Origin of the sequence: Pseudomonas sp. PDM17 (assembly GCF_014851985.1) — a bacterium.
Lineage (GTDB): Bacteria > Pseudomonadota > Gammaproteobacteria > Pseudomonadales > Pseudomonadaceae > Pseudomonas.
The window spans coordinates 744,066-757,771 of sequence record NZ_JACVAT010000001.1 but is presented as its reverse complement, the minus strand read 5'-3'; the positions used below and the strand labels follow the sequence as shown (position 1 = coordinate 757,771).

Here is a 13,706-nt window from a genome sequence, read left to right as displayed (position 1 = left end):
GGAACTCCTCGAAAGGCCGTTCAGTTCATGCTGGACGCGTGCGGGGCAGGACGCAAGGTTGGTCTACAGGCGCGGTTCGATCCGCGCACGGTTGTCGCGCCGCTCGCTCGGGTGGGCGTCCACGCCCTCGATCAGCTCAGGCTGCATCAGCTGGCGCAGGGTCGGCTCGTCTTCCGCTTCCTTGTCCTGGCGGCGCTTCTTCAGCGAACGCTCCAGCGGCCAGCGGATCAGCACGAACAGCAGGTACAGGCCGAACGCGGCGAGCAGCACCAAGGCGAGGTCGGAGACGGCGCGCCAGGCGTTGTTGCCGACCTTGAATACCACGTCCAGCGCGGTGATGGCGATTGCCGGGGCATACAGATTGTTCGCCGGGTCCACCGGAGTCGGGGTGAACAGCAGGACGATGACGATCACCCGCAGGGGTTCGCGCAGCCAGCGCCACATCCAGCCGGTCATCAGGAACCAGACCAGGGTCAGGCCAAGGCCGGCGGCGATATAAGCGCCCCAGGCAAGCGTGTAATCGTGTTCGTTCATGCGCGTGCGTACGTGCGGTGTCGACAGAGGGGTGCGTATGATAGCTGCTTTTCCCCATGGGTGCGCAGCCGGGCGTCATCCATGCCGTCCCCGAGGAACCGCCATGACCGACCGTCAGCCCCCCATCGCCCGCCGCGAAGCCGCCGCCGATCCCTATGCCTGGCTGGAAAACCGCGACGCCGAGGACGTCCTCGACTACCTGAAAGCAGAAAATGCCTACCTGGAAGATCGACTTCTTCCTCAGACGAAACTGCGCGAAACCCTGTTCCAGGAGATCAAGGGTCGCATCCGCGAGACCGACCTGTCGCTGCCCACGCCCTGGGGCCCCTGGCTCTACTACCAGCGCACCACCGCCGGCGACGAGTACCCGCGCCACTACCGCAGCCCGCGCCCGGCCGATGGTTCGCTGACCGTCGAGGAGAGCGCCGAGCAGTTGCTGCTCGACCCGAACGAGCTGGCCGGCGACGGCTTCCTGTCGGTCGGCGCTTTCAGCATCAGCCCCGATCATTCGAAGCTGGCCTACAGCCTGGATACCAGCGGCGACGAGATATACACCCTCTACGTGAAGGATCTGGCTGACGGCAGCGTTACCGCCCTGCCCTTCGACGACTGCGATGGCAGCCTCACCTGGGCCAACGACAACCGCACCCTGTTCTTCGGCGAGCTGGACGACACCCACCGCCCGCACAAGCTCTATCGCCACTGCCTGGGCGAAAGCGGCGCACAGCTGATCTTCGAGGAGCCCGACGGGCGCTTCTTCCTCAACTGCTACCGCGCCAGTTCCGAGCGCCAGCTGATTCTGCTGCTGAACAGCAAGACCACCAGCGAAGCCTGGGTGCTGGACGCCAACGAGCCCAAGGGCGAGTTCGTCTGCCTGGCGCCGCGCGAGGAAGGCCACGAGTACTACCCGGACCACGGTCGCCTTGAGGGCGGCTGGGCCTGGCTGATCCGCAGCAACCAGACCGGCATCAACTTCGCCCTTTACCATGCCAGCGAGACGCAGCCGACCCGCGCGCACTGGATCGAGCTGGTGGCGCACCGCGACGACGTGATGCTCGAGGGCCTGACCCTGAGCGCCAGCGCCCTCACCCTGAGCCTGCGCGAAGGTGGCCTGCCGATCGTCGAAGTCCACCCGCACAACCAGCCGGCGCACCGCGTCGACCTACCGGACGCCGCCTACAACCTCTACGTGCAAGACAGCCTGGAGTTCGACAGCGCGGTGATCCGCCTGCGCTACGAGGCGCTCAACCGCCCGGCGCAGATCCGCCAGCTGGACCTCGCCAGCGGCGAACAGAAAGTCCTCAAGCAGACCCCGGTGGAAGGTCCGTTCGACGCCGACGCCTACGAAAGCCGCCGCCTCTGGGCCGACACCGCCGACGGCGTGCAGGTGCCGATCAGCCTGGTCGGCCGCCGCGAGGTGCTGGAAGACATCGCCCGCGGAAAGCCGGCGCCGCTCTACCTCTATGGCTACGGCGCCTATGGCGAGAGCCTCGACCCCTGGTTTTCCCACGCCCGCCTGAGCCTGCTGGAGCGCGGCTTCGTCTTCGCCATCGCCCACGTGCGTGGCGGCGGCGAACTGGGCGAAGCCTGGTACCGCGCCGGCAAGCTGGAGCACAAGCAGAACACCTTCAGCGACTTCATCGCCTGTGCCGAACACCTGCTCCGCCACGGCTATAGCACCCCGGCGCAGCTGGCGATCAGCGGCGGCAGTGCCGGCGGCCTGCTGATCGGCGCGGTGCTCAACCAGCGCCCGCAGCTGTTTGCCGCGGCCATCGCCGAAGTGCCCTTCGTCGACGTGCTCAACAGCATGCTCAACCCCGACCTGCCGCTGACCGTCACCGAGTACGACGAGTGGGGCAACCCGCAGGAGCCGGAGGTCTATGCCCGCATCCGCGCCTACGCGCCCTACGAGAACGTCAGCGCGCAGGACTACCCCGCCCTGCTGGTGGTCGCCGGCTACAACGACAGCCGCGTGCAGTACTGGGAAGCCGCCAAGTGGGTGGCCAAGCTGCGCGTCAGCAAGACCGACGAGCACCTGCTGCTGCTCAAGACCGACCTGGGCGCCGGCCACGGCGGCATGAGTGGCCGCTACCAGGGCCTGAAGGACGTGGCGCTGGAATACGCCTTCCTGCTCAAGGTGCTGGGCATCGAAGGCAACGCCTGATGCTCTACACCTGCCCCTGCTGCGGCTACTTCAGTTTCGGCGACCCTCCGGGGTCGTACGAAATTTGTGAAATCTGCTTCTGGGAAGACGACCACCTGCAGCTCTGCTTCCCCGACGCGCGCGGCGGCGCCAACGCCGTGAGCCTGATCGAGGCGCAGGTCAACTACGTGCAGTGGGGCGCCTGCGAAAGGCGCTTCCGCGCCAAGGTGCGCCCGGCCACTATTGACGACGTGAAGGACGACCGCTGGTTCCCGCTGTGGGAAAAACGCGTGGAGCTACCGGATGTCGAGGAGCCGCTGACCGGCGAGGAAGCCTGCTACTGGCTGCGCGCGCCGGCCTGAATGCCCTCAGCGTCGGCTGCTGACAGCCAGGCCGACGCCCATGGCGACGATCAGCCCGCCCGAGGCCGTCTGCTGCCAGCGCCGCCAGGTCGGGTTGCTGCCCACGCGATGACCGACCCGTCCGGCGACCACCGAGACCACGGCGTTCACCAGGCAACCACCGAGGTTGAACAGCAGGCCGAGGCAGAGAATCTGCAGCACGAAGTTCGGGCTGCCAGCGGGCACGAACTGCGGCAGGAAGGCGAGGAAGAACAGCGCCACCTTGGGATTGAACACGTTGACCAGCATGCCCTGCAGGAACACCCGGCTCAAGCGCGCGGGCTCGAGCTCGGTGCGTTTCTGCTCGCGCCAGGCGCCACGGATCAGCTGCACGCCGAGCCAGACGAGGTAGAGCGCGCCCAGCCACTTGAGCACACCGAAAGCCACGCTGGACATCATCAGCAGCGCCGAAAGACCGAACGCCGCGGCCAGCATGTGCACCACGCAGCCGGCACCGATCCCGAGGGTCGACATCAGGCCCGCCGCCGTGCCTTGTGCAGCCGAACGCGAGGCGACATAGAGCATGTCCGGCCCGGGCGTGAGGTTGAGCGCGAGGGTGGCGATGAAGAACAGGCTGAGGCTTTCGAGGCTGGGCATGGCGCGGCTCCGGGACGGCAGACGCGCAGCATGCCACGGGGGCCGCTGCTGACGGAAGGATCAGCCAGCGCGGAAGATCAGGTGCTCTTCCCAGTCGTCTTCGGGCACCGAGCCCTCGGCGAGCATGCGCCCGGATTGGGAGATGCGCTCGTGGTGCACCGCGTCCGGATCGCCGCAGACGAGGTGGTGCCACAGCGGCAGGTCCTTGCCCTCGGACACCAGGCGGTAGCCGCAGGTCGGCGGCAGCCACTGGAACTCGTCGGCCTGGGCCGGGGTGAGCTGGATGCAGTCCGGGACGCTGGCGCGGCGGTTGGCGTAGTCGGTGCAGCGGCAGGTCTTCAGGTCCAGCAGCTTGCAGGCGATGCGCGTGTAGTAGACGGTGCCGTCGTCCTCGTCTTCCAGCTTCTGCAGACAGCACAGGCCGCAGCCGTCGCACAGCGACTCCCACTCTTCCTGATCGAGCTGGTCGAGGGTCTTGCGTTTCCAGAAGGGTTCGACTTTGGCGGCCATTTTTTAGTCAGGGGCAATTTCACGGGGCGCAAAGTCTAAGCCCGTCGTGCGCGCAGGCCAAGCGCAGGCGACCATTGACCGCGCAGCGCTTGCCAGAGCGGGCCGCGCTGGTTAGTTTGATCGCCCCACGGGCCCGCTCCGACTGCCTTCTGCCAGCGCCGCGAGACCCGCCAACCGCCCGATCCCACCGCGATGCCCGGCCGACCACGGCACCATCGGCAGATTCCACGCCCTTCAAGGAGCCACCATGAGCGCCAACCCTCGCGTTTCCGAGCACCCGATCGACCCGCAGTTCATCAATCGCTGGTCGCCCCGCGCCTTCAGCGGCGAAGCCATTCCCGAAGCGACCCTGCTGAGCTTCATCGAGGCCGCGCGCTGGGCGCCGTCCTCCTTCAACTCGCAGCCCTGGCGCTTCCTCTTCGCCCTGCGCGACACGCCGAACTGGCAGCGTTACCTGAACCTGCTGGGCGAGTTCAACCGCGGCTGGGCGCAGCACGCCTCGGCGCTGGTGGTGGTGCTGTCCAAGACCACCTTCGCCCCGCCCGGCTCCAGCGAGGAGAAGCCCGCCCTGTGGCACAGCTTCGACACCGGCTCGGCCTGGGGCTTCCTCGCCCTGCAGGCGAGCCTGGCGGGCTGGCACACCCACGGCATGGCCGGCTTCGACCGCGAACTGGCGCGCACGGAGCTGAAGGTCCCGGCGGACCATGAAATCCACGCGGTGATCGCCATCGGCAAGCTGGGCGACAAGTCGATCCTCTCCGAGAGCCTGCAGGCCCGCGAAGTGCCCAATGCACGCCGTCCGCTGGCGGAAATCGTGGCCGAGGGTGATTTCTCGCTCTGACGGGCAATACCCCTTGCAGGAGCGCTCCATGCGCGTGGTCGCGGGCATGGCCCGCTCCTGCAGAAAAGCCAAAAGAAAAAGGCCCCGGATGGGGCCTTTTTCATGTCCGCAGCGGTCAGTAACCGCGGGAGAAATCCACTTCGCCGCGCATGGCCTGCCCCGCCCAGAAGCGCGTGAGGTTGTCGCGGAACAGGTCGATCAGCAGGCTTGGCAGCGTCGGCGCGGCGGTATGACCGGTCAGCAGCAGACGCGGCGTGTGCCAGAACGGGTGCGAAGTCGGCAGCGGCTCCTGGCGGCAGACATCGATCACCGCACCGGCCAGCTGGTTGGCTTCCAGCGCCGCGACCAGGTCCGCGTCCACCACCGAAGTGCCACGCCCGGCGTTGAGGAACAGCGCGGTAGGCTTCATCCGCTGGAACAGCGCGAGGTTGAAGATATCCGCGGTTTCCGGCGTGTCGGGCAGCAGGTTGATCACGTAGTCGGCGGTCTCGGCCAGGCGCGGCAGGTCATCCAGCCCGCCCATGCGCCCGAAGGGCACCAGCGAACGCGGGTTCTTCGCCACGCCAACCAGTTCCACACCGAAGGGCGCCAGCATGTGTGCCACGGCCTGGCCGATCTCGCCGGTGCCAACGATGAGTATCTGCCGGCCACTCAGGCTGCCGGGCGCGCGGTCGTCCCACTGCACGCCGACCTGGCTGGCCAGGCGGCCAAGGAACTGGCGTTCGTGGGCGAGCATGTAGGTGAGGAGGTATTCGGTCATGACCTGGCCGAAGATGCCGACGGCGCGGGTCAGGGCGTAATCCTTGGGGAGGTCGTCGGCCAGCAACGGGGTGATGCCCGCCCAGCTGGACTGGATCCAGACCGGGTGCACACCCTGGCGCAAGAGTTGCGCCGCCAGGGTCGGCTCGCCGAGCCACACGGGGCATTCGGCCGCCGCTTCCGCCAGGGTGTCGGGGTTGTTGCCGGAGATCACCGTCAACCGGGGCTCGGCCGCCATCAGCAGGGCGGCGTAGAGGGCGTGTTCGCGATCGAGTACGAGCAGGCGCATGGTCAGGCCTTTCGCTTCGAACGGTGGAGTTTTTCCGGCTGGCGCATCTGGACTCGCTTCAAGGGAGCTTCCCTGGGGAAATCGTCGTCAGTTCTAGGGAAGTCAGGCGGCTATAGACACAGCCAGAGACCAAGCGTTCCGCTCCGTTGAACCCTTTTTACCCCTGCATAATGCGCTCAGGCCGCATATTTGCACAGTGCCAGCACTGGGCGAATACGCGGCCTGAAGGGAGTGACGATGCGGTCCGGATCAGACCGGGTCGTTTCGGCGCAGCAGTTCCTCTGGGAGGTGCTGGATGTACTCCTCCTCCGCCGGCGGCATCTGCAGGTGGAAACCTTGTTTCTCGATGTTTTCCAGCACCACGTTGATGTCTTCGCGGGCCAGCTGGCGCTCGGGGCTCAGCACCAGATCGAAGGCGTGCTGTGGCGCGCCGAAGGCGACCAGCAGTGCCTCGGGCACGCGGCTGAGGGCTTCGCGCTTGTCGACGTACAGGTACATCTCGTTCTTGCGCGGACTCTTGTAGATGGAGCAGATGCGTTTCATGTCGGGACTTTCCGCGTTGGGAGTGGGCCGCGTTGGGTAATGGGCCGCGTTATTCGGGGGTCTGGACAGCCAGGCTGTCCAGCAGGGCCTGCCCCATCAGCTCGCGGCGCCAGCCTTGCAGCGAATCAGGCAGTTGGTAAGGGCCATTGGGCCAGCCGGTCTTGAGCAGGGCTTCGAGGATTTTCTTGCGCAGCATCAGCTCGGGCGCCATCTCCAGACGCTCGGCTTCCTTCTGGCCGACTTCACGCAGCTTCTTCAGCACCGGTGTGATCTCTCGCGGCAGCGGCTCGGGCAGGGTCTGCGGCCAGGCGGCTTCGGGCAGCTTTGCCGCGTGGGCCATCAGTGCGATCAGGGTGTCGCCGTCCTGGCGCACGGTGCGCGGGTGCATGTCGTCGATGCGCGCCAGGGCGACCTTGTCGGCCGGCTGGAAGCGCGCCAGTGGCCACAGGGTGTGCTCGCGCAGAATGTGGTTGCGCGGCTTGTTGCGCAACCGCGCCTGCTCCTCGCGCCAGACGCACAGTTCGCGTAGCACGGCCAGTTGCTGGCGACCCAGCTTCCACGCCAGCTTGACGTCGAGGTAGGCCTCCTGCGGGTCACTGACGCGGCTCTGGTTGCTGGTCAGGTCGGTGCCGTCAGCCAGCAGCCACTGCAGCTTCTCGTCGCTCAGGCGCGGCGCGAGCTTCACGTAGACCTCGGCCAGGTGCTGCACGTCCTCGGCCGCATAGCGTACCTGCATGTCGGTCAGCGGGCGCTGCAGCCAGTCGGAGCGGGTTTCGTCCTTGGGCAGGTCGAGGCCGAGGATTTCCAGCACCAGCTTGGAGTACCCCATGGAATGCGGCATGCCCAGGTAGGCGGCGGCCAGCTGGGTGTCGAACAGCGGCTGCGGCAGGCTGCCGGTCAGGCGCTGGAAGACTTCCAGGTCCTCACCGCAGGCATGGAACACCTTGACCACCACCGGCGACTCCAGCACGGCAGCGAACGGCGACCAGTCGCGGATCAGCAGCGGGTCGATCAGCCACACGCCGCTGCCGTCGCCCACCTGCACCAGCCCGGCAGCCGGGTAGAAGGTATCGACACGCATGAACTCGGTATCGAGCGCGAGGTAAGGCAGTTCTTTCCAGTCCTGGCACTTGCGCTCCAGGGTGGCATCGTCGCGAATCCACTGAATGTCGAGGACAGTCACGAACATCTCCTTCGTTTCGGTGCGCGCAGTATATAGAGATGCATGATGTGCGAGCATTCCACTCGGCCATCGGTCTGTGACAACTGCATGGCAATCTCTACGCTTTGCCCCGCCCACAACAACAAGAAGGCAGCTTGCGCATGAAAAAGCTTCTCGGACTGCTCGTCCTGCTGGCCGTAGCCGTCGCGGTCTACCTGGCGCTCACGCCCAGCCCCATCGACCCGCTGGCCTGGACGCCGCCCAAGGCGCCACCGATGACCGGCGTGATGGAACCCAACGACACCCTGATGAAAGCCGAACTGCTCGCCCAGGGCCAGATCGTCGGCCCGGAGGACACCGCCGTGGACAGCCAGGGCCGGGTTTTCGCCGGGCTGGATGACGGGCGCATCGTGCGCATCGGCGCCGACGGCAAGGCCGAGTCCTTCGTCGAGACCGGCGGCCGCCCGCTGGGCCTGGCCTTCGACAAGAACGGCAAGCTGATCGTCGCCGACGCCTGGAAGGGCCTGCTGGAGATCGACCCGCAGGGCAAGATCCGCGTGCTGACCGATTCGGCTGACGGCGTTCCCTTCGCCTTCACCGACGACCTGGACATTGCCAGCGATGGCCGCATCTATTTCAGCGACGCGTCCAGCCGCTTCCACCAGCCCGACTACATCCTCGACCTGCTCGAAGCCCGCCCCCACGGCCGCCTGCTGCGTTACGACCCCGCCACCGGCAAGACCGAAACGCTGCTCAAGGACCTGTACTTCGCCAATGGCGTGGCGCTGTCGCAGAACGAGGACTTCGTGCTGGTCAACGAAACTTACCGCTACCGCATCACCCGTTACTGGCTCAAGGGCGAGAAGGCCGGACAACACGAGGTCTTCATCGACAACCTGCCGGGCCTGCCGGACAACCTTGCCAGCGACCGCAGCGGCACCTTCTGGGTGGCCCTGCCCTCGCCGCGCAAGGCCGACGCCGACATGATCCAGCAGATGCCCTGGCTGAAACGCCAGCTCACCAAGCTACCGCGCGCCGTGCTACCCAAGCCGGTGCCCTACGGCCTGGTGATCCAGGTGAACGAGAAAGGCGAGATCGTGCGCAGCCTGCATGACACCAGCGGCCAGCACCTGCGCATGGTGACTTCGGCCAAGCCGGTGAACGGCGTGCTCTACCTGGGCAGCCTGGAGAACGACCGCATCGGCCGGCTGCCGATCCACTGAAAGGCGCCGGCTCCCAGGGCGCCTCAGGCCGGCGCCTGCTCCTTCAGGGCAGGCGCCGGTGCGGGCGCAGCGGCGGGCTCCAGCAGCTCCAGCATGCGCTCGCGCACCTCGCCCATCAGCGCATCGACGCCGTGTTCAGTAAACCGGGTGGAATCGATCGGTGCGCCGACATGCACCTCCACCGGCATGCCGAGGTTCAGTTTGAGGCCGCCCGCCGGTAGCAGTTGCTGGATACCACGGATCGCCACCGGAACGATGATCGCGTCGGTCTGCTGAGCCAGGCGGAAGCAGCCCTTCTTGAACGGCTGCAGCTTGCCATCCCTGGAGCGCGTGCCCTCGGGCGCGGCCCAGAGCACGATGCCGCTCTCCATCATTTCCCGCGCCTTCGCCAGGTCAGCCATCGCCTGGTGACGGTTGTGCCGGTCGATGGACGGAAACTCCGCCGCGCGCATGGCGGCGCCCCACACCGGCACGGCGAACAGCTCGCGCTTGGCCAGCATGCGGATCGAACCGGGCATGGTCACGAAGATCGCCGGGATGTCGTAGAAGCTGGAATGGGTGCAAAGGATCATGTAGCGACGGCCGTCGCCGAAGTCAGGCACCGCTCCATGGCGACTCATGCGCGCGCCGGTCAGGCGCAGCAGACTACCGGACCAGTCGCGGGTGAAGCCGTCGACCTTGGCGCGGCGCAACCGGCCGATGGCGCCCAGCGCCAGGACCCGGACGCTGTAGCCCAGGGTGATCAGAACGGTCGCCAGTCCCACCAGGGCGACGCGCAGCGGGCCCGCCTTGCGCGGTGCCGATTGCTGGTCGTGCATGTTCGCCAACTCCCACCAACTTTTCATCGTACAAGCCTTATGATGCGCCCAAGCCCCGTCACGACACAGGAACGCGCCCATGACCCAAGCCCGCCTGCTCACGCCCGAGCAACTGGCCGCCCGCCTCGATGACCCGAATCTCGTCCTGCTCGACTGCCGTTTCGCCCTCGAAGACCCGGCCTACGGCGCACGCAGCTACCAGGAGAACCACATCCCCGGCGCGCATTTCGCCGACCTCAACCGGGACCTTTCCTCCCCGGTGATTCCGGGTGTCACCGGCCGTCATCCGCTGCCTGATCCGCAGCATCTGCAGGAACACCTGCGTGCCTGGGGCCTGAACGCCGACAGCGAAGTGGTGCTGTATGACGACGGCCCCGGCGCATTCGCCGCCCGCGCCTGGTGGCTGCTGCTGTGGCTGGGCAAGAGCGAGGGCGTGTACCTGCTCGACGGCGGCCTGACCGCCTGGCGCAATGCCGGCCTGCGCCTGACGACCGCCGAAACGCCGCTGCGCCCCGGCGACTTCAAGGGCGAGCCGGACAACAGCCTGCTGATCAGCGCCAGTGAACTGGCCGCGAAACTCGGCAAAGCCGAACTGCCGCTGATCGACGCCCGCGGCCTGCCGCGCTTCCGTGGCGAGGTCGAACCCATTGATCCGGTCGCCGGGCACATTCCCGGCGCCCAGTGCGCAGCCTTCACCGACAACCTCGGCAATGACGGCCGCTTCCTGCGCCCGGAACACCTGCACCAGCGCTTCGCCGGCCTGCTGCGCGGACGCCCGGCCGAAGACCTGGTGGCCTATTGCGGCTCCGGCGTCACCGCCTGCCACAACCTGTTCGCCCTGAGCCTGGCGGGCTACCCGCTGGGTCGCCTGTATGCCGGCTCCTGGAGCGAATGGATCACCGATGCCCGCCGCCCGGTGGCAAAGGGCGACTGATCTCCCCGCTCTGGCGGAAAAAACGGAAGGCGCTTCACACCGGCGCCATCCGTTCCTATGGATAGGTGTCAGGGCATCGGTCAGACTCGTGCCCATTCTTCAAAGGAGTGATCCCATGCCTTCGCGCATCCGCCAGACCCTGCTCGCCAGCCTGCTGTTCGGCCTGTGCAGCGCCACCCCGCTGTACGCCGACGCGCTTGAAGCAACGCCCTGTGCCATCCAGGACCAGTGGTCCGACCTCTACGGCGAAGACCTGGTGAATGCCGCCAAGGCCGGCCATGCCAGTGCCCAGTACAGCCTCGGCCTGGAGTACGACGCCGGCAGCGACGAGTACGACCAGGACTACGAGAAAGCCGCCTACTGGTATGAGAAAGCCGCCAAACAGGGCCACGCCTGTGCCCAGTACAACCTCGGCAACGCTTACGACAATGGCGACGGCGTGGAGCAGGACTCGACCAAGGCGGTGTACTGGTACCAGAAGGCCGTCGACCAGGGCGACAAGGATGCCCAGTACAACCTCGCAATCATGTACGAGAACGGCACGGGCGTAACCCGCAGCTACAAGAAGGCGTTCGCCCTCTATCTGCTGTCCGCCGAACAGGGTGATGTGGACGCCGAGTACGAGGTGGGCGAAAGCTACGCCAAAGGGCGCGGCGTGGCGAAGAACCCCGCACAGGCGCGTGCCTGGTACCAGAAGGCGGCGGACCAGGGCCACGAAGAGGCCGAGGAAAAGCTCTCTGCGATGCCGGAGTTACCGCCAAGCATCTAATCGCCAGAAGGAATATGAACGAAAGCTGCGCCGACGAAACAGTTTAAAAACAGGCCTTTACATCATCTTCATCGCACTACACTTCAATTCGAGCGGCTAAGTCCGCTTCCGGCGGGGCCGAGGATAATCATCAGAAGCTGCCAAGACGCCCAGCCCCGCCGGTCATTGATGACGAGGATGTCATGGGAATCGCCGCGAATGATCTTTGCCAGTATGTGATTCGCCCCACCCTGCATTATCTGGGGCGTCACAGTGTCGCGGCCGAATCGCTGCTGCTGGGGGCAGCGGCCTGTCAGTCGGCGCTGGGGAGCGCCCTCGATGACAGCCATGGTCACGGGCTGTATCGCATTGGTGAACAGCGGCACCAGACGCTCTGGGATGGATTCCTGGCGCTGGACCCCGAGCTGGCCAGCCGCGTGCGAGGGCTGGCCAGCCAGCATGCCTTCCTCGACGCGCCGCACCTCGAACTCACGGTCAACCTGCGCTACAGCACAGCCATTGCCTGGATGCTGGTGGAGGCGGAACAGCTGCCCCTGCCGCTGGCGGACGACCCTATGGAACTGGCCCGTATCTGGCGCCAGGTTTTCCACCCTCACGGACGCCTCCACGACTTCGTCGACGCGTGGCACAGCTACGTCGGAAATTTCAGTCGAGTCGCCTGAGTATCTCTCATTCCGATGGTGACCAATCGGTCAGAAATTATTTACATACAGCGACGAACGGACATCATTCAGATGGAACGCTCGTTTGAGCCCCGAAGCCCAAGGTAGAGCGCCTGCCGACCACTACCCAAGACCCGGGAATCTTGGTAGCTTGCGCGCCGATAAACACAGGAGTTGCTCTTACAATGAAAACAACATGGCTTAAGACCACCCTCGCACTGACCATCAGCGCTGCCTCCGCTCAGGTGCTTGCCAACGGCATCGCCATCAACGAGCAGAGCGCCAGCGGCGCCGGTACCGCCTACGCGGGCCGCGCTTCCTCGGCATTGGACGCCAGCACCATCTACGGCAACCCTGCCGGCATGTCCAAGCTCAAGCGTACTGAAGTCAGCGGCGGTCTGGCCGTTGTCTCTGCCAAGGACGATATCAGCGACGCGAACAGCACTGCCTCCGGCTCCAACAAAGGCGACTCCGTTCCGCTGGCCGCCGTTCCGTTCGGCTACTTCGTCACCCCGCTGGATGACAAGGTCAGCGTCGGCCTGGGCATCTACGTGCCGTACGGCATCATCAACGACTACGAAAGTGGCTTCCAGGGCCGTTCCCACGGCTCCTACAGCAAGGTCCAGGTGATCACCGTCCAGCCGACCATCAGCTACAAGTTCAACGACGTGGTGTCCGTCGGCTTCGGTCCGACCATCAACCGTATCGACGGCAAGCTGGAGAACTACCTGAACACCGGTGGCCTGAACAGCGCCCTGGGTGGTAACGGCGGCGACACCAAGATCAGCATCAAGGGCGACGACACTGCCACCGGCTTCAACGTCGGCCTGCTGATCACCCCGACCGACAGCACCTCCATCGGCGCCACCTACCACTCCAAGGTGAAGTACGAGCTCGAAGGTCACACCACCGTGTCCAACTCGCCAGCCGGCCTGTTCGACTCGCGCATGGATGCCAGCCTGGACATCACCCTGCCCGAGTCCCTGGACCTGTCCATCACCCAGAAGCTGGATGACCGCTGGACCGTCTACGGTGGCACCACCTGGACGCGCTGGAGCCGTCTGAAGTCCATCGAGGTGCAGAACACCGGCGCCCCGCTGGCCGCTTTCGACACCATCGGCGAAGACCTGAGCTGGCACGACACCTGGTCCGCCGCGATCGGTACCTCCTACCAGTTCAACGACCAGTGGGTCCTGCGTACCGGCTTCGCCTACGATCCTTCGCCGACCACCAACGAGCACCGCACCGTGCGTATCCCGGTGGGCGATCGCAAGATCTTCACCCTGGGCGCCGGCTACTCGCCTAACGCCGATATGACCTTCGACGTCGCCTACGCCTACCTGTGGGAATCCACCGCCGGCGTAAACCAGCCGGACGGTCAGGAACTGGCGGGTCTGCAACTGCAGCCGGCCTACAGCGCCAAGTACGACAACAGCGCCCACGGCCTGACCGCGCAGATGACCTATCGCTTCTGATAACTTCTGCGGCATGAAAAAGCCGGGCAGATGCCCGGCTTTTTCA

Annotated in this window: 15 protein-coding genes; 8 read left to right on the top strand and 7 right to left on the bottom strand. The window is 65.9% G+C overall.

The genetic code is table 11. From position 1 onward, the window contains the following. Positions 1–63: 63 nt before the first annotated feature. Positions 64–534, bottom strand: a complete 471-nt coding sequence (locus tag IB256_RS03655; protein ID WP_192291186.1) for an MFS transporter — start codon at positions 532–534, stop codon at positions 64–66. Positions 535–637: 103 nt separating this feature from the next. On the opposite strand from IB256_RS03655, the gene IB256_RS03650 reads away from it, so the two are divergent. Continuing rightward, on the top strand, positions 638–2,698 hold the full coding sequence (locus IB256_RS03650; RefSeq protein WP_192401306.1) for a S9 family peptidase: 2,061 nt from the start codon (positions 638–640) through the stop codon (positions 2,696–2,698). Then, positions 2,698–3,039 (top strand): CPCC family cysteine-rich protein, encoded by a 342-nt coding sequence (locus tag IB256_RS30760; protein WP_192401304.1) that lies wholly within the window; start codon positions 2,698–2,700, stop codon positions 3,037–3,039. Before IB256_RS03650 ends, IB256_RS30760 begins: the two co-directional genes overlap by 1 nt. A gap of 6 nt (positions 3,040–3,045) precedes the next feature. Here the strand turns inward: IB256_RS30760 and IB256_RS03640 are convergent, their stop codons facing one another. Then, positions 3,046–3,675, bottom strand: a complete 630-nt coding sequence (locus tag IB256_RS03640) for a LysE family translocator (RefSeq protein WP_192401302.1) — start codon at positions 3,673–3,675, stop codon at positions 3,046–3,048. A gap of 60 nt (positions 3,676–3,735) precedes the next feature. Next, on the bottom strand, positions 3,736–4,185 hold the full coding sequence (locus IB256_RS03635) for a YcgN family cysteine cluster protein (protein ID WP_081520308.1): 450 nt from the start codon (positions 4,183–4,185) through the stop codon (positions 3,736–3,738). Between the two features lie 247 nt (positions 4,186–4,432). Here IB256_RS03635 and IB256_RS03630 point away from each other — a divergent pair, with 247 nt between their 5' ends. Next, entirely contained in the window at positions 4,433–5,026 is a 594-nt protein-coding gene (locus IB256_RS03630) for a nitroreductase family protein (protein ID WP_151187910.1), read from the top strand. A 115-nt stretch (positions 5,027–5,141) separates the two neighbouring features. Here IB256_RS03630 and IB256_RS03625 read toward each other — a convergent pair whose 3' ends face one another. From IB256_RS03625 to rnd, 3 genes are all read right to left on the bottom strand, one after another. Continuing rightward, positions 5,142–6,074, bottom strand: a complete 933-nt coding sequence (locus IB256_RS03625) for a D-2-hydroxyacid dehydrogenase (RefSeq protein ID WP_192291194.1) — start codon at positions 6,072–6,074, stop codon at positions 5,142–5,144. A gap of 249 nt (positions 6,075–6,323) precedes the next feature. Next, complete coding sequence (locus IB256_RS03620; protein ID WP_045212389.1) at positions 6,324–6,617, bottom strand: YcgL domain-containing protein; 294 nt, start codon at positions 6,615–6,617, stop codon at positions 6,324–6,326. A 49-nt stretch (positions 6,618–6,666) separates the two neighbouring features. After that, positions 6,667–7,806, bottom strand: coding sequence for a ribonuclease D (gene rnd, locus IB256_RS03615; protein ID WP_192291196.1), 1,140 nt, complete (start codon positions 7,804–7,806; stop codon positions 6,667–6,669). 134 nt (positions 7,807–7,940) lie between these two features. On the opposite strand from rnd, the gene IB256_RS03610 reads away from it, so the two are divergent. Then, the gene (locus IB256_RS03610; protein ID WP_192291198.1) at positions 7,941–9,002 is read left to right on the top strand and encodes an SMP-30/gluconolactonase/LRE family protein; all 1,062 of its coding nucleotides are present in this window, start codon (positions 7,941–7,943) and stop codon (positions 9,000–9,002) included. Positions 9,003–9,025: 23 nt separating this feature from the next. Here the strand turns inward: IB256_RS03610 and IB256_RS03605 are convergent, their stop codons facing one another. Beyond that, positions 9,026–9,820, bottom strand: coding sequence for a lysophospholipid acyltransferase family protein (locus IB256_RS03605; protein WP_192291200.1), 795 nt, complete (start codon positions 9,818–9,820; stop codon positions 9,026–9,028). 79 nt (positions 9,821–9,899) lie between these two features. On the opposite strand from IB256_RS03605, the gene IB256_RS03600 reads away from it, so the two are divergent. The 4 genes from IB256_RS03600 (at position 9,900) to IB256_RS03585 (ending at position 13,660) form a co-directional block, all read left to right on the top strand. Further along, positions 9,900–10,754, top strand: a complete 855-nt coding sequence (locus IB256_RS03600; protein ID WP_192291202.1) for a sulfurtransferase — start codon at positions 9,900–9,902, stop codon at positions 10,752–10,754. A 115-nt stretch (positions 10,755–10,869) separates the two neighbouring features. Then, positions 10,870–11,523 (top strand): tetratricopeptide repeat protein, encoded by a 654-nt coding sequence (locus tag IB256_RS03595; RefSeq protein WP_192291204.1) that lies wholly within the window; start codon positions 10,870–10,872, stop codon positions 11,521–11,523. 182 nt (positions 11,524–11,705) lie between these two features. Then, positions 11,706–12,185: a hypothetical protein gene (locus tag IB256_RS03590; protein WP_192291206.1), complete on the top strand. Its 480-nt coding sequence runs from the start codon at positions 11,706–11,708 to the stop codon at positions 12,183–12,185. A gap of 185 nt (positions 12,186–12,370) precedes the next feature. Further along, positions 12,371–13,660, top strand: a complete 1,290-nt coding sequence (locus IB256_RS03585) for an outer membrane protein transport protein (protein WP_138215175.1) — start codon at positions 12,371–12,373, stop codon at positions 13,658–13,660. Positions 13,661–13,706 lie beyond the last annotated feature (46 nt).